17 protein-coding genes (1 of these 17 running past the window's edge) are annotated in these 18,685 nt (G+C 67.5%); 12 read left to right on the forward strand and 5 right to left on the reverse strand.

Annotated elements, in window-relative coordinates:
- Window positions 1-6: 6 nt before the first annotated feature.
- The 4 genes from D3877_RS14285 to D3877_RS14300 all read right to left on the reverse strand — a co-directional run bounded on the left by D3877_RS14285 (window position 7) and on the right by D3877_RS14300 (window position 5,560).
- Entirely contained in the window at window positions 7-1,635 is a 1,629-nt protein-coding gene (locus tag D3877_RS14285) for an ABC transporter substrate-binding protein (protein ID WP_238474888.1), read from the reverse strand.
- 178 nt (window positions 1,636-1,813) lie between these two features.
- The gene (locus tag D3877_RS14290) at window positions 1,814-3,091 is read right to left on the reverse strand and encodes an NAD(P)/FAD-dependent oxidoreductase (protein WP_119831437.1); all 1,278 of its coding nucleotides are present in this window, start codon (window positions 3,089-3,091) and stop codon (window positions 1,814-1,816) included.
- Between the two features lie 60 nt (window positions 3,092-3,151).
- On the reverse strand, window positions 3,152-3,820 hold the full coding sequence (locus D3877_RS14295) for a haloacid dehalogenase type II (RefSeq protein WP_119831438.1): 669 nt from the start codon (window positions 3,818-3,820) through the stop codon (window positions 3,152-3,154).
- Window positions 3,821-4,078: 258 nt separating this feature from the next.
- Window positions 4,079-5,560: an aldehyde dehydrogenase family protein gene (locus D3877_RS14300; protein WP_119831439.1), complete on the reverse strand. Its 1,482-nt coding sequence runs from the start codon at window positions 5,558-5,560 to the stop codon at window positions 4,079-4,081.
- Window positions 5,561-5,861: 301 nt separating this feature from the next.
- Between D3877_RS14300 and D3877_RS14305 the strand changes: the two genes are divergently transcribed.
- From D3877_RS14305 to D3877_RS14360, 12 genes are all read left to right on the forward strand, one after another.
- Window positions 5,862-7,052 carry an amidohydrolase gene (locus tag D3877_RS14305; RefSeq protein WP_119831440.1) on the forward strand — a complete coding sequence of 397 codons (1,191 nt, stop codon included), beginning with the start codon at window positions 5,862-5,864 and terminating at the stop codon, window positions 7,050-7,052.
- Window positions 7,053-7,108: 56 nt separating this feature from the next.
- Entirely contained in the window at window positions 7,109-7,855 is a 747-nt protein-coding gene (locus D3877_RS14310; RefSeq protein ID WP_119831441.1) for a cupin domain-containing protein, read from the forward strand.
- 193 nt (window positions 7,856-8,048) lie between these two features.
- On the forward strand, window positions 8,049-8,909 hold the full coding sequence (locus D3877_RS14315) for a GNAT family N-acetyltransferase (RefSeq protein ID WP_199720811.1): 861 nt from the start codon (window positions 8,049-8,051) through the stop codon (window positions 8,907-8,909).
- A 28-nt stretch (window positions 8,910-8,937) separates the two neighbouring features.
- The gene (locus D3877_RS14320; RefSeq protein WP_119831442.1) at window positions 8,938-9,864 is read left to right on the forward strand and encodes a 2-hydroxyacid dehydrogenase; all 927 of its coding nucleotides are present in this window, start codon (window positions 8,938-8,940) and stop codon (window positions 9,862-9,864) included.
- 11 nt (window positions 9,865-9,875) lie between these two features.
- On the forward strand, window positions 9,876-11,345 hold the full coding sequence (locus D3877_RS14325; protein WP_119831443.1) for an NAD-dependent succinate-semialdehyde dehydrogenase: 1,470 nt from the start codon (window positions 9,876-9,878) through the stop codon (window positions 11,343-11,345).
- Between the two features lie 36 nt (window positions 11,346-11,381).
- On the forward strand, window positions 11,382-12,455 hold the full coding sequence (locus tag D3877_RS14330; protein ID WP_119831444.1) for a tartrate dehydrogenase: 1,074 nt from the start codon (window positions 11,382-11,384) through the stop codon (window positions 12,453-12,455).
- A gap of 139 nt (window positions 12,456-12,594) precedes the next feature.
- Entirely contained in the window at window positions 12,595-13,980 is a 1,386-nt protein-coding gene (locus tag D3877_RS14335; RefSeq protein WP_119831445.1) for an aspartate aminotransferase family protein, read from the forward strand.
- Between the two features lie 117 nt (window positions 13,981-14,097).
- Window positions 14,098-14,598: an Lrp/AsnC family transcriptional regulator gene (locus tag D3877_RS14340; protein WP_119831446.1), complete on the forward strand. Its 501-nt coding sequence runs from the start codon at window positions 14,098-14,100 to the stop codon at window positions 14,596-14,598.
- Window positions 14,599-14,638: 40 nt separating this feature from the next.
- Entirely contained in the window at window positions 14,639-15,001 is a 363-nt protein-coding gene (locus D3877_RS14345; RefSeq protein WP_119831447.1) for a (2Fe-2S)-binding protein, read from the forward strand.
- On the forward strand, window positions 14,983-16,389 hold the full coding sequence (locus tag D3877_RS14350) for an FAD/NAD(P)-dependent oxidoreductase (protein WP_119831448.1): 1,407 nt from the start codon (window positions 14,983-14,985) through the stop codon (window positions 16,387-16,389). Before D3877_RS14345 ends, D3877_RS14350 begins: the two co-directional genes overlap by 19 nt.
- Window positions 16,386-17,531, forward strand: a complete 1,146-nt coding sequence (locus tag D3877_RS14355; protein WP_119831449.1) for an NAD(P)/FAD-dependent oxidoreductase — start codon at window positions 16,386-16,388, stop codon at window positions 17,529-17,531. The genes D3877_RS14350 and D3877_RS14355 overlap by 4 nt, the downstream gene beginning before the upstream one ends.
- A 38-nt stretch (window positions 17,532-17,569) precedes the next feature.
- A complete protein-coding gene (locus D3877_RS14360) occupies window positions 17,570-18,607 on the forward strand; it encodes a membrane dipeptidase (protein WP_119831450.1) in 1,038 nt (345 codons plus the stop codon).
- Window positions 18,608-18,669: 62 nt separating this feature from the next.
- On the opposite strand, the gene D3877_RS14365 is transcribed toward D3877_RS14360, so the two are convergent.
- Window positions 18,670-18,685: the 3' end of a transposase gene (locus D3877_RS14365; RefSeq protein ID WP_147395194.1), read on the reverse strand. 329 nt of this gene lie beyond the right edge of the window; only the last 16 of its 345 coding nucleotides appear in the window; the start codon falls outside the window, past its right edge — the gene reads right to left on this strand; it ends in the stop codon at window positions 18,670-18,672.

Consider the following 18,685-nt stretch of genomic DNA (forward strand, 5'->3'; position numbering starts at 1 on the left):
ACGACGTCAGGCGTCGAGCCAAACATGCTCGGCGAAGCCGTACCCCATCATGCCACCGTTCGGCATCGGGCGCAGACCTTTCAGCCGCGAGACGTGGGCGTCGAGGTTGTTGATGAAGACGGGAATGCCAATGCCCGACGACTCATGAATCATCGTCTGCATGTCATGGTACATCGCCTTGCGCTTGGACTCCTCGGCCTCGGCGCGGGCGGCGGCGAGAAGCTGGTCGAATTTTTCGTTCTTCCAGGCGGACTCGTTCCATGGCGCGTCGGATTTGAAGAACAGGCTGAACAGGATGTCAGCGGTCGGGCGCGGGTTGATGTTGCCGAAGCCGACCGGCGCCTTCATCCAATAGTTCGACCAATAGCCGTCGCCGGGGACCTGCTTGATGTCGATCTTCAGGCCGATCTTCTGGGCGGCCTGCTGCATGACGACGGCCATCTCCACCGAATTGGCGGCGGCGACGGAGGCGACGATCTGCAACGGCGAATCCAGCGCGCCCGCCTTCTTCAGGTGGAACTTCGCCTTTTCCGGGTCATACGGGCGCTGCGGGACGTCGGCGGAGTAGTAGCGGTTGCTCGGCGCCAGCGGATGATCGTTCGCCACCTCGGCGAAGCCCCGGAAGATCGACTTCTTCATCTGCTCGCGGTCGAACAGATACTTCATGCCCAACACGAAATCCGGGTTGTTGCCGGGCGCGCCGTCCATCCGCATGACCAGATCGGTGTAATTGCCCGACTTGGTTTCCAGAACGTTGAAGCCCTTGGCGTCCATCACCTGACGGGTCGAACGCGGGTCGATGGAGCCGATGAAATCGACGTCGCCCGACAGCAGCGCGTTGACGCGCGCGCCGTTGTCGGAAATGCCAAAGAACTCGACCTCGTCCAGCCAGGGGCCGACGCCCTTCCAATAATTCTCGTTGCGCACGGAGATGGAGCGCACGCCCGGCTGGAACTCCTTGCATTTGAAGGGGCCGGTGCCGATGGCGGTGCTGAAGTCGGTGGTTCCGTCCTTGACGATGAAGAAATGATGGGTGCCGAGGATCACCGGCAGATCGGCGTTGGGGCCGCTCAGACGGATCGTCACCTCCAGCGGGCCGGTCGCCTTGATCTCCTCCATCTGGGCGGCCAGCGCCTTCGCCTTCGACCCCACCGCTGGATCCTTGTGGCGGTTCAGCGAATAGACCACGTCGTCGGCGGTCAGCGTCTTGCCGTCGTGGAATTGCACGCCCTTGCGCAGCGTGATGGTCCAGACGGTGGCCTTGTCGTGGCTGATGGATTCGGCCAACGCCAGTTGCGGCGCCATGCGCTCGTCCAGCGTGGTCAGGCCGTTGTAGAACATGCTGCACCGGACATAGTCGGTGGACAGCGATTGTTTGGCCGGATCCAGCGTGTCGGCGTTGGAGCTGGAATACCCAGCGGCGCGGATGCGCCCGCCCTTTTTGGGCGTTTCAGCGGCGAAGGCGCCGCCCAGACCAGCGAACAGGCCAGAGCCGAACGCTCCAGCGGCGCCCGCCAAGCCCAACAGGCCCAGCACGTCACGGCGGTTGGCCCCACGTCCCAGGGCGTTCAGCACGCGATGACGGTCTTCGGCGGACAGACGCTCAAAGGACGAGGTGTTTTTCGTTTCGCTCACGTGAAGTCTCCGTCTGAGTGGGTCAAGGCGCGGCGCTGTCGCGTCCGCCATTTTCCAGTCCATGTGGAGACAGGATGGACGGGGTCGCCGCCGGTCCTGTCGCCTCCCACGCGGTCGTTTGCCGACCGTCATCGGTGTTGCGGGGTCGCCCTTTGCGCGGGCGTTCCCGGTGTCGTCGTCAATGCAGAACGTCCATCAGGCGGTAATAAGCGCCGACGACGGGCAGGAACCAGGGCTTGCCGAAATGGCCGGGGATCGCCGGCCAATCACGGTCCCGCCAGGGGTTGACGGCGCGGCCGCCGGTCATGATCTCGGCCATGACGTCGCCCATCAGAACCGACATCTGAGTCCCGTGGCCGCTGTAACCAAGCGCGTAATGCACGCCGTCCCGCTCGCCCGCGTGGGGAAAGCGGTCCTGCGTCATGTCCACCAGCCCGCCCCAACAATGATCGATGGGAACGGCGCCGAGTTGGGGGAAGGTTTCCGCCAGGCCCTTTTGCAGAACATGACCGCTCTTCTCATCCGATTTGCGGTCGGACATGGCGAAGCGGGCGCGTCCGCCAAACAGCAGACGGTCGTCGTCGGTCAGCCGGAAATAATGACCGATGTTCTTGCTGGTGGTGCAAACCCGGTTGCCCGGCATGATGTCGGCCAGCGCCGCGCGGGGCAACGGCGCGGTGACGATGATGAAGCTGCCCACCGGCACGATCCGCCGCCGAAACCAAGCGAACGGCCCCTTGGTCGAGGCGCCGGTCGCCACCAGAACCCGGTCGGCTTCGATGACGCCGTTGCTGGTGGCGACGCGAAAGCGCGCCGGGCCAAGCCGGTCGATGGCGGTGACTGCGCTGTTTTCATGGATGCGCGCGCCGCGCCGCGCCGCCGCTTCGGCCAGACCGACGCCGAAACGCCCCATGTGCATGCGGGCGCTCTTCGGGTAGAGCAAGCCGCCGTGGAAAATCGGCGAGCCGACCTCCGCTTTCAAATCCTCGGGCGAGAGGACGCGGATGTCGGGATCGGCCTCGCGGGCCAGCAGCTCGGCGCTGCGGGCCAGCTTGGGGAAATGCTCGGGCTTGGCCGCCAGCTTGATCTTGCCGCAGCGGGTGAAGCCGCAGTCGATGGCCTCCTCGGCCACCAGCCGCTCCACCCCGTCCACCCCGGCGTCGAAGGCGTGATACAGCTCCCGCGCCCGCTCAACCCCAAGCGTGGCGGCGACCCCGGCGAAGTCGTGGGCCATGCCGTTGTTGCAATGGCCGCCGTTGCGCCCGGACGCTTCGCCGACCACGCGGCCCGCCTCCAACACGGTGACGGACGCGCCTTTGCGGGCCAAGGACAGGGCCGCCGACAGGCCGGTGAAGCCGCCGCCGACCACCGCCACATCGGCCCGGCCCGAGACCGGACCGGCGGTTCCACCCTGAAAGGGTGGCGCGCTGTCGAGCCAATAGGAGCTGAACTTCATCGCATCCGATCTCCTTGAAGGGCGAGGCGATTGGCCGGAACCGCCTCGCCGACGCCGCTGTTAGAGACCGGCGGCCTCGGCCAGCCCGCCAATGTCCTGGATCTCCTGATAGCCATAGGCCGGGTTGGCCGGTTCATGCCCCCGGTTGACGAAAACGCGCTTGCCGATGCGCAGGTCGTGCGCCGTCATCAGGTCGTAACGCAGGCTGGAGGACACATGCATGACGTCCTTCGGATCGCAGCCCAGACGGTCGAACATGTGCTCGAACGCCTGCATGCGCGGCTTGTAGGCCTGCGCGTCCTGCGCCGTGCACACCGTGTGGAAGGGCGCGCCCAGCAGTTCGACGTTGCTGTGGATCTGGTCGTTCGAGGCGTTGGACAGGATGACCAGCGGGATTTCCTTGGCGACCGCCAGCAGACCCGCCGTCACGTCCGGGTGCGGCCCCCAGGTCGGCACGGCCTCGTAAAAGCGCGCGGCCTCGGCCTCGTCAAAGGCCAAGCCCCACAGCTTGCAGGTCCGCGCCACCGCGTTGACGATCACCTGACGGTAGGGTTTCCAGGCGCCCAGCACCTCGTCCAGCCGGTAAGCGGCGAAGTCGCGCACGAAAGCGTCCATGCGGTCAGCGGCGACGCGGTCGGCGAACAGTTCGCGCGCCAAGTCGCCCATGCGGAACTTGGTCAGCGTGCCGTAGCAATCGAAGGTGATGAATTTCGGGCGAAAAATCGTCATTCTGTCTCTTCCATGGATTGGAGTGAGAGTGCGAACCCGTCGGCTCTGATCGCCGACGGGCGATGTTTTGTCTGCGTGCCGCAGCGCTCGATGAAACCTTGTGGAGGTATTAACGCACGGGTTCCGAAGACGGTGATTTCGAGATGCAGGACTTGCGAAACAGTTTGTGTGGTTCGGATGGGGCGCAACGGTATGGATTGCCGTCTCCGCTTTTGAGACCGGCGCCCTTATGACGCCGCCCCCCTATGACGCCGCCCCCTATGACGCCGCGATGTCGATGAGAACGCTCTTGGTGCGCAGATTGGCCTCAAAGGCCTGACGCCCCAGATCCTTGCCGATGCCCGACTGCTTGTAGCCGCCGGTCGGCATCATGAAATCATTGCTGCGGCCATAGCGGTTGACCCAAACGGTTCCCGCCTCCAGCCCGCGCACAAAACGCAGGGCGCGGCCCAGATCGGCGGTGTGAACCCCCGCCGCCAGCCCGTAGGCGGGATGAGCGGCCAGCGCCAGCGCCTCGTCCTCCTCGCGGAAGGTCTGCACGGTCAGCACCGGGCCGAACACCTCCTCCATGACGATGGCGCTGTCGGCGGCGACGCCGGTCAAAAGGGTTGGCCGGTAAAAGGCCCCTCCGCTGTTGGTTTTCGCCCGCTCCCCACCCGTCACCAGCGTCGCGCCGGAGGCTCTGGCGTGTTCGACGATGCCCTCGATCCGCGCGCATTGCGGCTGCGAGATGATTGGCGACAGGGTGGCGTCGTCCGTCCAGGTCGCCCCCGGACGGAGGGTGGCGAAGGCGGCGGCGATGCGGTCGATGATCTGGTTCGCCGCGCGCTCCTCGACGATCAGGCGCGATCCGGCGACGCAGACTTGCCCGGCGTTGCCGGTGATGGCGCGGGCCACCGTGGCGGCGGTTCGGTCCAAATCGGCGGCGTCGGCGAAGACGATCTGCGGACTTTTGCCGCCCAACTCCAGCGTCACCGGCTTGGTGCCATGGTTGGCGCAGGTCGCCATGATCGCCGCGCCGGTGCGGGTCGATCCGGTGAACGTCACTTTGGCGACGCGCGGGTGACGGCACAGCGCGTCGCCCGTCACCCGCCCGTCACCCTGGACGACGTTGAAGATGCCGGGGGGGACGCCCGCCTCGACCGCCAATTCGGCCAGCCGCAGGACGCTGAAAGGCGTCAATTCCGACGGCTTCAGCACCACCGCGTTGCCGGCGGCCAGCGCCGGGGCCAGCTTCCACGACGCCATCACCAACGGAAAATTCCATGGCGCGATGGCGCCGATGACGCCATACGGCTCGCTGATGGTCAGGCCGAAGCGGTCGCTGTCGGTCGCCACCACCTCCCCACCATGCTTGTCGGCGTGTTCGGCGTAAAAGCGGATGCCCTCCGCCGCAAAGGGAACATCCCAGCTCGCCGCCTCGCGGATCGGGCGGGTGGACCCCAGCGCCTCCAGCGGGGCCAGCCGCTCCACGTCGTCCTCGACCAGATCGGCCCAGCGGCGCAGGATGCGCGCCCGGTCACGGGGAGCCATGCGCGGCCAGCCGCTGGTTTTGAAAGCGGTCCAGGCGTTTTCAACCGCGCGGTCGACATCCTCGGGCGTGGCGATGGGCAGCCCGGCGTAAATCCGGCCATCCGATGGGCGGGCCACGTCGATGCTGCGGGATTGGCTGTCGGTGAAGCGTCCGCCGATGTAATGGCCGGTCGGGACGGAAATCTTGTCTGGATCGAAAGCGCTCATGGCTGACGTCTCCGCTGGGTCGTTGTCGCACCGTCGTCCAGGAAAAATGGTAAGGCCGCTCCCCCGGCATTTTTCGCTGCTGTCGTGGAACCCGCGTGGCGAAGCTGCCGATTTGCGGGGGTTCACGGCACGCTGTGCTTGGCGCGTCCGGCGGCGTCCAGGGGCGCAGAAGCTGCCGGTATGGTCGGGAATTTCGGCAGCGCTTGCCGTCCGGCGGGACGCTTCGGCGTCTTCCGCCGCGTTGGTTTCCTTAGGCTTGACCCCACCCAATCCCCGCTTTCAAGCCGGAGGCCCCCGCCCGATGTCCGCCGCCGCATCCCGTGACGCCCTGGCCGCCGTGGATGACCTGCTGTCCCCGTTGACCGCCATCCGCCGCGACCTGCACGCCAACCCCGAACTTGGGTACGCCGAACACCGCACCGCCGCCCGCGTCGCCGACGAACTGCGCGCGTTGGGGCTGGAGGTGACGGCCGGAGTCGGCGGCACCGGCGTCGTCGGCGTGCTGCGCAACGGCGCCTCCGACCGCCGCATCGGCCTGCGCGCCGACATGGACGCTCTGCCCATCGTCGAGAACACCGGCCTCGCCCACGCCAGTTGCCGCCATGGCGTGTTCCATGGCTGCGGCCATGACGGGCACACCACCATGCTGCTGGGCGCGGCGTGGCATCTGTCGCGGACCCGCCGTTTCGACGGAACCATCGTCTTCGTCTTCCAGCCCGCCGAAGAGGGGCTGGCCGGGGCCAAGGCGATGATCGAGGCCGGATTGTTCGCGCGTTTCCCGATGGACGAGATTTACGCCCTGCACAATTGGCCCGAACTTCCGGCGGGGGAGGCGCGGACCCGCCCCGGCGCCATCATGGCGGCGGCGGATCGCTTCGATTTGCTGGTGGAGGGACGCGGCGGCCACGCCGCCCAGCCGCACACGACGCCCGACGCGGTGCTGGCGGCGAGCCAACTGGTGACGCAACTCAACACCATCGTGTCCCGGCGGATTGCCCCCTCGGCCTCGGCGGTGCTGTCGGTGACGCGGATCGAGGGCGGCAGCTCGCACAATGTGCTGCCCGCCAGCGTGGCGTTGACCGGCACCGTGCGCAGCTTCGACGCGGCGGTGCAGAACCGGATCGAGGAGTCGTTGCGGGCGGTCGCCGCCGGGGTGGCGCTGGCGACGGAGACGCGGATCGACGTCGCTTACACCCGTTATTACCCGGCGACGATCAACGACCCGGAGTGCGCCGCCCACGCGCTGGCGGCGGCCAAAATCGCCTGCGAGCGGGCGGAGATGGCGGAACACCCATCCTTCGCGTCGGAGGATTTCGCCTTTCTTCTGCAAGCCAAGCGCGGAGCCTATCTGTGGCTGGGTCAGGGGCGCGGGCTGGGATTCGGGAATGGCGACGCGCCGTTGCATCATCCGTCCTACGATTTCAACGACGCGATCATCGGGCGCGGCGTCGCCTGGTACAGCGCCCTGGCCGAAGCCCGGCTGTCGGCCTGAGGCGCGCCGCCCAATCCCACGCCGCCCAGCCTCTCCCTTTCTCTGGAGCTTTTCCCATGAGCGACACCCTGTCCCGTCCCATCCTCCTGCGCCTTGACGACACCGACGCGCCGCTGATCCCGACCTCATTGGGCAAGGCCGATCCCTTCGCGGCGCGGCGCGGCGTCGCCTGGAGCGGTGAAACCGCCATGGCGGCGGGGCGCGTCGCCTGGGAGGGCGGAACTCTGTTCATGTCCGCCTTTCCGCACACCGAACTGCTCATCGTCCAAGGCGGGGCGCTGACGGTGGAAAGCGGGATGGAGACGGACGCGCCCGTCACCCTGCGGCTGGGCGTTGGGCAGGCCGCCGTCTTGCCGCGCGGCGCGGCGCTGCGTTTGCGGGCCGACGCGCCGGTGTCCTGGAGCTTCTGCGCGGCGGTTGCGCCCGCGTCGGCCCCCGCGCTGGGCGTATTCGCGCTTGTGGTCGATCCGCAGCCGGTTCTGTCGCCCTCGGCGGCTCCGGCGGCGGAACTGCTGCTTGGTCCGGTTCCGGCCTGCCGCAGCGCCAATCAGGCGCATGACGCGGCCACCGGGCTGCGCGTTGGCGTGTGGGACTCCACCCCCTACGCGCGCCGCCTCATTCCCCACCGGGTCAACGAGCTGATGCACATTCTGGAGGGCGAGGTGACGTTGACGGACGAGTCTGGCGCGGCGCACAGGGTGGTTGCGGGCGACACGGTGTTTGTGCCGCGCGGCGCGCCTTGCGCCTGGACCAGCGCCATTCACGTGCGCAAAATCTACGCGGTGCAAGACGCGCCCGCTTGATGGGAAAGCCGCAGCATTTGCTGCCGCGTGATCGCGCCGGACGCACGGAAAATAGCCGATCCAAGCCTGAGAACAGCAGCGCATACTTTGTCGAAACGGTCAGAATAACAGTGTGACGAAGGCCGGTCCGGCAAGCCGTCGGACCCCGCCTTCGGAACGTCGCCCTTGAGGCGGCGCACCAGAGGAGCCAAACGTGACCGATGCAGTGACGCAGCCCGACGTTTCGTTGCGCCCGATGACCGCCGATGATCTGGCCGCCGCCCACGGCCTGTGCCGGGCCGTCAAATGGCCCCACCGGATTGAGGATTGGGCGTTCAACCTCGCGCTGGGCCAGGGTTTGATCGCCGAACGCGGCGGCGTGGTGATCGGCACCGGCATGTGCTGGCCCTATGGTCCCGACGCGGCGACGCTGGGCATGGTCATCGTCAGCCCGGATTGCCAAGGCGGCGGCGTCGGCAAGCGTCTGATGAACGGTCTGTTGGACGCGCTTGGCGACCGCGCCGTGTTCCTGAACGCCACGCAGGCGGGGCTGCCGCTGTACCGCGCCTTGGGCTTCGCCCCCATCGGCGAGATCCACCAGCACCAGGGCGCGGCCTTTTCGGTGCCGGTGGTGGCGTTGGGCGAAGGGGAGCGCATCCGCCCCATCGGGCGCGGCGACGCCGCCGCGCTGGTGGCGCTCGACGCCAAGACGGTCGGAATGCCGCGCGGCCCGCTGATCGCCGCGTTGCTGGAGGAGGCCGAGGGCGTCATCCTTGACCGCGACGGCGAGCCGGTCGGCTTCGCGCTGCTCCGCCGCTTCGGGTACGGCGCCGCCGTCGGGCCGGTGATCGCCCCGACCATCGACGGGGCCAAGGCGTTGATCTCGCACTGGGTCGCCTCGAATCCCGGCATGTTCATCCGGGTGGACGTGCCGGGCGACAGCGGTCTGTCGGAGTGGCTTGATGATCTGGGGTTGGTTGGTCTAAGCCCGGTCATCACCATGCGGCGTGGGCCGGAACAGCCCCGCAGCCAGACGCCGCGCGGTTGGGCCATCGTCAGCCAGGCGCTGGGCTGATTTTCCTTCCTTGCCGACAGGATTTTCCATGACCTTCCTCTACAAGGCCGAAGCGGCGCGCGGCGCCGAATGGGCGCGGCTGTTCGCGGAACAGCTCCCCGACCTGGCGTTTCGCCAGTGGCCGGACGTCGGCGATCCGGCGGAGGTCCGTTACCTGATGGCCTGGATGCCGCCCGACGATCTGGCGACGCGCTTTCCCAATCTGGAGGTTCTCTTTTCGGTCGGGGCCGGGGTCGATCAGTTCGACGTGACGGCGCTGCCGCCCGATCTGCCGGTCGTCCGCATGCTCGACCCCAGCATCGCCGACGGCATGGTTGAATATGTGACGCTGGCGACGCTCAGCCTGCACCGCAATCTGATTGACTATCTGGACCAGCAGCGGGCGAAGGTCTGGACGCAAATCCGCCTGCGCCCCGCCACCAAGCGCCGCGTCGGCGTGCTGGGATTGGGCGTGCTGGGCACGGCTGTCTTGGACAGGCTGCGCGGCTTCGGCTTTGACTGCGCCGGATGGAGCCGCTCGCCGCGCGCGCTGGACGGCGTGCGCACGTTCGCCGGAGCTGATGAGCTGCCCGAGTTCCTCGCCCGCAGCGACATTTTGATCTGCCTGCTGCCGCTGACGGACGAGACGCGCGGGATCCTGAACCGCGACCTGTTCGCCCAATTGCCCGATGGCGCGGCGCTGGTCAACACCGGGCGCGGCGGGCATCTGGTGGAAGCCGACCTGCTCGCCGCATTGGACGGTGGCCGTCTGTCCGCCGCCGTGCTCGACGTGGCGGAGCAGGAGCCGCCGCCGCCCGATCACCCATTCTGGACGCACCCGCGCATCATCCTGACGCCGCACATCGCCAGCATGACTCAGCCGGAGAGCGCCTTCGCCATCCTTCTCGACAATCTTCAACGCCACCGGGCGGGAGAGCCGATGCGCGGCCTCATCGACCGGACGCGCGGTTACTGAGGGCCGTCCCCATGCCCAGCATCGAGCTTCGCGATCCGTCCCTGCTGATTCAATCCGCCTTCGTCGGCGGTGATTGGGTCGCCGCCGCGTCCGGCGCGACCTTGCCCGTCGAGGATCCGGCGACCGGCGCCGTGATCGGAACCATCCCCGATTGTGGCGCCAGCGAGACGCGCGACGCCATCGCGGCGGCGTCCGCCGCCTTCGGACCCTGGCGCCGCCGCACCGCCGCCGACCGCGCCGCCTTTCTGGAGCGCTGGCACGCCCTGGTGCTCGACAACGCCGAGGATCTGGGCCGCATTCTGACCGCCGAGCAGGGCAAGCCGCTGGAGGAGGCGGTGGGCGAGGTGCGCTATGGCGCGGCCTTCATCAAATGGTTCGCTGAAGAGGCCCGGCGGATCGGCGGCGGCAGCGTCCCCGCCCCGCAGACCGACCGCCGCATCCTGGTGATGAAGGAGCCGGTCGGCGTGACGGCGGCGGTGACGCCGTGGAACTTCCCCATCGCCATGATAACCCGCAAGGCCGCGCCCGCGCTGGCCGCCGGTTGCACGATGGTGGTCAAGCCATCGGAACTCACCCCTTATTCGGCGCTGGCGTTGGCGGTTCTGGCCGAACGGGCGGGCCTGCCCAAGGGCGTCTTGAGCGTCGTCACCGGACGGCCCGACGCCATCGGGGCGGAGCTGACCGGCAACCCGACGGTCGCCAAAATCTCCTTCACCGGATCGACCCGCGTCGGCGCCCTGCTGATGCGGCAATCCGCCGACACCATCAAGCGCTTGAGCCTGGAGCTGGGCGGCAACGCCCCCTTCATCGTCTTCGACGACGCCGATCTCGATCAGGCGGTGGCCGGGGCGATGGCCAGCAAATTCCGCAACGCCGGGCAAACCTGCGTCTGCGCCAACCGCATTCTGGTGCAGGACGGCGTTCACGACGCCTTCGCCGCCCGGTTGGCTCAGGAGGTGGCGCGGCTGCGCGTCGCCCCCGGCACGGCGCCGGGCGCGACCATCGGCCCGCTCATCAACCACGCCGCCGTGACCAAGGTGCGCGAGCATGTCGAGGACGCGCTGGCCCATGGGGCCACGGCGTTGACCCACGGCGCGCACGATCAGGATCCGGGCCGCTTCGTCGCCCCGCTGGTGCTGACCGGGGCCACCACGGCGATGCGGCTGGCGAACGAGGAAACCTTCGGCCCGGTCGCCCCGCTCTTCCGCTTCCGCCATGAAGAGGAGGCGTTGGAGATCGCCAACGGCACGCCCTACGGCCTCGCCAGCTACTTCTACACCGAGAATCTGCACCGGGCCTGGCGGGTGGCCGAACGGCTGGAGTTCGGCATGGTCGGGCTGAACACCGGGTCGGTGTCGATGGAGATGTCCCCCTTCGGCGGCGTCAAGCAATCGGGTCTGGGCCGCGAAGGCGGCCAGATGGGCATCGAGGAATATCTGGAAACCAAGGCCTTCCATCTCGGCGGCCTGAAGCTGGGCTAATCCCAGCCCACCCCCCCATCACGGGAGCGCAACAGCATGGCGCGGAAAAGCTACCGCATCGCCGTCATTCCCGGCGACGGCATCGGCAAGGAAGTGGTTCCCGAAGGCGTCCGCGTTCTGGAAGCGGCAGCGGCGCGCTTTGGCTTCACCATTGAACAGCAATGGCATGATTTCGCCTGCTGCGACTATTACGCCCGCCATGGCGCGATGATGCCGGAGGATTGGAAGGAGCGCATCGGCGCCCCCGACGCCATTTTCTTCGGCGCGGTCGGCTGGCCCGCCACGGTGCCCGATCACGTCTCGCTGTGGGGATCGTTGATCCAGTTCCGCCGGGAATACGACCAGTATGTCAATCTGCGCCCGGTGCGGCTGATGCCCGGCGTCCCCTGCCCGCTCGCCGGGCGCGAGCCGGGCAGCATTGATTTCTGGGTGGTGCGCGAGAACACCGAAGGCGAATACTCCTCCGTCGGCGGCCGCATGTTCCCCGGCACCGAGCGCGAGGTGGTCATTCAAGAAACCGTGATGACCCGCCACGGCGTGGACCGGATTCTGGCCTACGCCTTCGATCTCGCCCAAAGCCGCCCGAAAAAGCATCTGACCTCGGCCACCAAATCCAACGGCATCGCCATCACCATGCCCTATTGGGACGAGCGGGTGGAGGCGATGGCCCGGAAATACCCCGATGTCCGCTGGGACAAGCAGCACATCGACATTCTGACCGCGCAATTCGTCCTGCACCCCGACCGTTTCGACGTGGTGGTGGGATCGAACCTGTTCGGCGACATCCTGTCCGACCTTGGCCCGGCCTGCGCCGGAACCATCGGCATCGCGCCGTCGGGCAACATCAACCCAAGCGGCGCCGCGCCCTCGCTGTTCGAGCCGGTGCACGGATCGGCCCCCGACATCGCGGGCAAGGGAATCGCCAACCCGGTCGGGCAAATCTGGTCGGCGGCGATGATGCTCGACCATCTGGGCGAGCGCGAGGCCGCCGCCGCGATCCTGTCCGCCATTGAAACCGTGCTGGCCGAACCGGCCTTGCGCACCGCCGACATCAAAGGGCGCGCCGACACCGTCACCTGCGGCAAGGCCATCGCCGACGCGCTGGGCTGACCCCCCGCCGGAATTGCCCGCAGGCTCTGCCGCGTGGCGGCTCACAACGACATTTCTCACCGATCCACGGCCCAACCCCGGATTTTTGCGCGGCATCGCCGGGGGTATCATGGGTTCACACACGAAAGATGGGGACAGCATGCGCCCGAACTCCCTGCTCGAACTTGACCGCGATCACCTGATCCATCCCGTCACCTCCTTTCGTGGCCACGAGGCGCGCGGCGTCACCGTTTTGGAATCCGGCCAGGGCATGTTTCTGCGCGATTCCGAAGGGCATGAGCTGCTCGACGCCTTCGCCGGGCTGTGGTGCGTCAATGTCGGTTATGGCCAGAACAGCATCGTCAAGGCCGCCGCCGACCAAATGACCCGCCTGCCCTACGCCACCGGCTATTTCCATTTTGGCAGCGAACCGGCGATCCAACTCGCCGCCCGTCTGGCCGAACTGGCGCCGCCTGGCCTGAACCGGGTCTATTTCACGCTGGGCGGGTCGGACGCGGTGGATTCCGCCATCCGCTACATCGTCCATTACTTCAACGCCACCGGACGCCCCGCCAAGAAGAACATCATCGCGCTGGAGCGCGGCTATCACGGCTCCACCATGATGGGGTCGGGCCTGACGGGATTGCCGGCCTTCCACCGCAATTTCGACGTGCCGCGCCCCTGGCAGCATCACATCCCGTCGCCCTACCCCTACCGCAACCCGCTTGGCGGCGATCCGGCGGCGGTCATCGCCCAGTCGGTGGCGCAGTTGAAGGCCAAGGTCGCGGAACTCGGGGCCGACAGCGTCGCCGCCTTTTTCTGCGAGCCGGTGCAGGGATCGGGCGGGGTGATCGTGCCGCCGCCGGGCTGGCTGACCGCCGTGCGCGACGCCTGCGCCGAACTGGACATCCTGTTCGTCGCCGACGAGGTCATCACCGGCTTTGGCCGCACCGGCCCGCTGTTCGCCTGCGAAACGGAATCGGTGGTCCCCGACCTGATGACGGTGGCCAAGGGCCTGACCTCCGGCTATGCGCCGATGGGGGCGGTGCTGATGTCCGAACGGATCTACGCCGGAATCGCCGACGGCGCCACGCCCGATCTGCCCATCGGCCATGGCTTCACCTATTCCGCCCACCCGGTCAGCGCGGCGGTCGGGCTGGAGGTGCTGCGGCTCTACACCGAAGGCGGGATCCTCGCCAACGGGCAGGCGGTGGCCCCGCGCTTCAAGGCCGGGCTGGAGGCGTTGACCGATCACCCGCTGGTCGGCGACGCCCGCAGCGCCGGTTTGCTGGGCGCGCTGGAACTGGTGGCCGACAAGACGACCAAGGCCCGTTTCGCCCCCGATCTGCGTCTGGCCGACCGGCTGGCCGCGCGCGGCTACGCCAACGGGATCATCTTCCGCGCCTTTGGCGACGGCGTGATCGGACTGGCCCCGGCCCTCTGTTGCAACCATGAGGAAATGGACCTTCTGCTGGCCCGTCTGGCCCTGACGCTCGATCAAGTCCTGGATGAACCGGAGGTGCGCCGGTCGCTGGCGAAGGCGTAGGCTGGGGGCGGCATTGATTGCGCCCCCGCCGCCGGGGCGACATGATGCCGCATTGGCGAAAGACCCCTTTTCCTTCCGCCCCCTTCACCGACGCGACGATCAGGACAGGCAAGCCCGATGAACATGCCCTTCAAGCTCGACCGCATCGACCTGAAGATTTTGGGACAGCTCCAGAAGAACGGACGCGTGACCAACGTCGATCTGGCGGACGCGGTCGGGTTGTCGCCCAGCCCCTGCCTGATGCGGGTGAAGCGGCTGGAAAAGGCCGGTTACATCACCGGCTACGGCGCGCAGATCCAGCTTCAGAAGCTGGGCAACACGCTGATGGTGTTCACCGAGGTGACGTTGTCCGATCACCGGCGCGACGATTTTTCCCGCTTCGAGGCCGCCATTCGCGGCGTTGATGAGATCATCGAATGCCATCTGGTCAGCGGCGGCTATGATTATCTGCTGAAGTTCATCACCCAAGGGGTGAACCACTATCAGGAAATCATCGAAGAGCTGTTGGAGCGCAACATCGGCATCGAGAAGTATTTTAGCTACATCGTCATCAAGTCGCCCTTCATCAAGAATTACTACCCCATCGAAAGCCTGTTCGGACGCCAAAAGGACGAATGAGGCGCCCGCGCAGGGTTGGTTCCCCATCAGGAGGACACCCATGCATCGAGACCCCGACGGGTCGGACAGGGTTGGGCCAGACGCCGGTCCGCCCCGACACCCCCGCTTTGTCCGGTTGGACGAGACCGGACGCACGCCCGTGCGCTTCACCATCGACGGACGCGCAGCCACCGCCCTGGAAGGCGACACGCTGCTGGTGGCGCTGCTGTCCAACGGCGCGGCTCTGCGTCGGTCGGAGTTTGGCGACGGCGTCCGCGCGGGCTTCTGCCTGATGGGCGCCTGCCAGGATTGCTGGGTGTGGACCAGCGACGGCGGGCGTTTGCGCGCCTGCTCCACCAGCGTCGCCGATGGCCTGTCCATCGCGACCGAACAGCCGGAGGCGTCGTGGCCGGTTCTCGCGTGATCGTGGTCGGTGCCGGCCCCGCTGGGGTCCGCGCCGCCGAAATTCTGGCCGAGGCCGGGCTTGCTCCCATCGTCATCAATGAGGGATCGCGCGATGGCGGCCAGATTTACCGCCGTCAGCCCGACAATTTTTCCCGCCCGCCGTCCAAGCTTTATGGGACCGAGGCGGCCAAGGCGACGGCGCTGCACGCCGCGTTCGACGGTTTGCGCCGCCGGGTTGATTACCGCCCCGACACGCTGGCCTGGAACGTGACGCCGGGTGTCCTGCACACCGTCCACCATGGCCAGACGCAGGATATTCCCTTTGACGCGCTGATCGTCTGTTCGGGGGCGACCGACCGGCTGATGCCGGTCAAGGGCTGGAACCTGTCGGGAACCTACAGCCTGGGCGCCGCGCAGATCGCGCTGAAGGCGCAAGCGGTGTCGATCGGTCGGCGGGTCGCTTTCCTTGGGACCGGGCCGCTGCTTTACCTCGTCGCCTCGCAATATCAGGCGGCGGGGGCCGAGGTGGCCGGGGTGTTCGACACCTCGCCCTTCGCCTTGCGCGTCAAGGCGCTGCCCAAGCTGCTGGCGCGCCCGGCGGTGCTGGCCAAGGGGTTGGCGCTGGTCGCCAAACTGAAGCGGGCTGGCATTCCCGTGGAAACCGGCGTCACCCCGGTGGAGATCGCCGGGACGCCCGACGCCGGGGTGTCCGGGCTGGTTCTGCGCGACCGCGCCGGACGGGTGCGGGAGATCGCCTGCGACGCGGTGGCGTTGGGCTACCACCTGCGCCCGGAAACCCAACTGGCCGATCTGGCGCGCTGCGACTTCGCCTTTGACGCCGAAAGCCGTCAATGGCTTCCGACAATCGACGCCGACGGACGGTCGAGCGTTCCCGGAGTCTATCTGGCGGGCGACGGCGCGCGCATCCTGGGGGCCGACGGGGCCGAAGCCGCCGGAGCCTTGGCGGCGTTGGCCGCGCTGCGCGATCTGGGCCATGACGTCGCCGACGGGCGGATCGACGCGCTGCGCCGTGATTGCGCCCGCATGGACCGCTTCCGTCGTGGCTTGGTCGAGGCTTTCCCCTGGCCCGCCGCCAACGCCGCCGCGCTTCCCGACGAGACCGTCGTCTGCCGTTGCGAGGCGATCACCGCCGGGGAACTGCGCCGCGTCGCCCGCGCGATGGGCGCGACGGAGGCCAACCGCGCCAAGGCCTTCAGCCGCGTCGGCATGGGCCGCTGCCAGGGCCGCTATTGCGGGCAGGCCGGGGCCGAAATCATCGCCGCCGCCATCGACACCCCGGTGGAAAGCGTCGGGCGGCTGCGCGGTCAAGCTCCGGTCAAGCCCTTTTCGCTCTCCGCCACCCCCTTGGCCGATCAAAAGGGAACTGAACAGGGAACCCCGGCATGAACCCGATCAAGACACCGACGGCCCAAGCCGACGTCATCGTCGTTGGCGGCGGGATCATGGGCGCCGCCTCCGCCTTCTTTTTGCGCCAACGCGGGCGTTCCGTCATTTTGCTGGAACGCGGGCTGGTCGGCCAGCAGGCCAGCGGCGTCAATTTCGGCAACGTCCGCCGTCAGGGCCGCTTCCTGCCGCAATTGCCGCTCGCCAACCGTTCCCGCGCCATCTGGGGCCGCTTGAACGAGCTGTTGGGCGAGGACGCCGAATTCCTGCCGACCGGCCACATCCGCATTTGCTACCGCGACGAACAGGTTGGCGTGTTGGAGCAATACGCCAAGGACGCGCGGACCTATGGCCTGGATCTGGAGATGATCGGGCGCAACGCCCTGCGCGAACGCTTCCCCTTCATCGGGCCGGAGGCGTTGGCCGGTTCCTATTCGCCGACCGACGGCCACGCCAACCCGCGTCTGGCCGCCCCCGCCTTTGGCCGCGCGGCGGCGCGCAACGGGGCGCAGGTGTTTGAAAACACCGAAATCGCCGTCGTTGAAAAGACGGGCGAGGATTTCCTGGTCTCCGCGACCGACGGACGGCAATTCCGCGCGCCCGCCCTGCTGATCGCCGCTGGCGCTTGGGGAACGCATCTGTCCAGCCAGTTTGGCGAGCCGGTGCCGCAGAGCGTTCACGGCCCGCAAATGGGCGTGACGGAGCCGCTGCCCTACCGGATCCAACCTGTGCTGGGCGTCTCCACCACCGTCACCGAAGAGGTGGTCTATCTACGCCAGATCCCGCGCGGCAACGTGATCTTCGGCGGTGGCAACCGGGGGCCGGCCTATCCCGACCTTCGCCGCTCCTATGTGCTGCCGACCAACACGATGAATCAGTTGCCGCAGTTGAAGCGGCTGGTTCCGGCGCTCGCCAACGTCAACATCATCCGGGTGTGGAGCGGGATCGAAGCCTATCTGCCCGACGACCGTCCGGTGATGGGGCCAAGCAGCCGGGTTCCTGGACTCTATTACGCCTTCGGCTTCTGCGGCCACGGCTTCCAGCTTGGGCCGGGGGTCGGCGACGTCATGGCCGAACTGATCGACGCCGGCGCCACCTCGACGCCGCTGGATCCCTTTTCCATCGCGCGCTTCCTGCAAGGCTGACGCGCCAGCCGCCCCGCATCCATCACTGGAGTCTCTCCATGTCCGCCACCCTTCAGGCCGGTCACGCCGTGACCGCCAACGACCACGCGCGCCATTTTCACGACGAAAATTTTGTCTTTGACGGCCTGTCCATCGCGTATGTGCTGCGCGAACCCTACACCGAGCGCTGCCTGTCCGGCGGCGTCAACGGAACCAACGTGACCGTGGCGTTGGAGGAAAGCTGGGACAAAGTGCTGCGCACCATAGACGGCCATCTGAACGCCATTGAAAAGAACCCGCTGCTGACGCTCTGCACGACGGCGGACGAATTGCTCGCCGCCAAGGGCAAGGGCAAGCTGGGCGTGGTGTTCGGCACCCAGGGCGCCAGCATGCTGGAGGATCAATTGTGGCGGCTGGAGTTCCTGGTGCGGCTGGGCGTCCGCTTTTTCGGGCTGGCCTACACCACGGCCAACGGCTTTGGCGACGGCTGCGGCGAAAAGCGCGACGCCGGATTGACCTATCTGGGCGAGGAATTGATCGAGCTGGCGAACGGTCTGCCAATCATGCTCGACCTCTCCCATTGCGGCCATCGCACGCGGGCGGAGGCGACGGCGCTGTCGCGCGCGCCGGTCTGCACCCATTCCAACGCCGACGGCCTGCGCCGCAACGGCCGCAACACCGAAGACGCCACCGTGCTGGCGATGGCCGCCAAAGGCGGCATGATGGGCGCCTGCGGCCTGCCGCAATCGCTGGCCGATGGAACGCCTACGCTGAACGACTTCCTCGACCACATCGACTATCTGGTCAAGCTCAGCGGCGTCGACCATGTCGGCATCGGCGTTGATTACGTTGAAGCCTATCAGGACCAAGCGACGGTGGTCGCCCCGCCCAGCGTGGTGACGTGGCGCACCCGCCGCCCCGACATCTTCGGGCCGCTGTCCTCCTTCGGGCGGCAGAGCTACCCGACCGGCATCGATTCCGTCGCCAAGCTGGCCAACCTGACCCAGGGTCTGTTTGATCGCGGTTATTCGGAAACCGACGCCGCCGCCATCCTCGGCGGCAACTGGCTGCGCGCCATCCGTCGCTTCTGCGGCTGAGCGCAGACCAAACCGTCCTTCCTCGTTCCAGCTTGATCGGGTTGCCCTGGCTGAGATTGCGCTCAAATCTCTCTCCAT

The organism is Azospirillum cavernae (assembly GCF_003590795.1).
GTDB lineage: Bacteria > Pseudomonadota > Alphaproteobacteria > Azospirillales > Azospirillaceae > Azospirillum > Azospirillum cavernae.

Excerpts from the sequence above, each read along its gene's own strand:
- D3877_RS14290 (WP_119831437.1), bottom strand. The coding sequence starts at position 3,091 with ATGAAGTTCAGCTCCTATTGGCTCGACAGCGCGCCACCCTTTCAGGGT.
- D3877_RS14295 (WP_119831438.1), bottom strand. The coding sequence starts at position 3,820 with ATGACGATTTTTCGCCCGAAATTCATCACCTTCGATTGCTACGGCACG.
- D3877_RS14300 (WP_119831439.1), bottom strand. The coding sequence starts at position 5,560 with ATGAGCGCTTTCGATCCAGACAAGATTTCCGTCCCGACCGGCCATTAC.
- D3877_RS14305 (WP_119831440.1), top strand. The coding sequence starts at position 5,862 with ATGTCCGCCGCCGCATCCCGTGACGCCCTGGCCGCCGTGGATGACCTG.
- D3877_RS14310 (WP_119831441.1), top strand. The coding sequence starts at position 7,109 with ATGAGCGACACCCTGTCCCGTCCCATCCTCCTGCGCCTTGACGACACC.
- D3877_RS14320 (WP_119831442.1), top strand. The coding sequence starts at position 8,938 with ATGACCTTCCTCTACAAGGCCGAAGCGGCGCGCGGCGCCGAATGGGCG.
- D3877_RS14325 (WP_119831443.1), top strand. The coding sequence starts at position 9,876 with ATGCCCAGCATCGAGCTTCGCGATCCGTCCCTGCTGATTCAATCCGCC.
- D3877_RS14330 (WP_119831444.1), top strand. The coding sequence starts at position 11,382 with ATGGCGCGGAAAAGCTACCGCATCGCCGTCATTCCCGGCGACGGCATC.
- D3877_RS14335 (WP_119831445.1), top strand. The coding sequence starts at position 12,595 with ATGCGCCCGAACTCCCTGCTCGAACTTGACCGCGATCACCTGATCCAT.
- D3877_RS14340 (WP_119831446.1), top strand. The coding sequence starts at position 14,098 with ATGAACATGCCCTTCAAGCTCGACCGCATCGACCTGAAGATTTTGGGA.
- D3877_RS14345 (WP_119831447.1), top strand. The coding sequence starts at position 14,639 with ATGCATCGAGACCCCGACGGGTCGGACAGGGTTGGGCCAGACGCCGGT.
- D3877_RS14355 (WP_119831449.1), top strand. The coding sequence starts at position 16,386 with ATGAACCCGATCAAGACACCGACGGCCCAAGCCGACGTCATCGTCGTT.
- D3877_RS14360 (WP_119831450.1), top strand. The coding sequence starts at position 17,570 with ATGTCCGCCACCCTTCAGGCCGGTCACGCCGTGACCGCCAACGACCAC.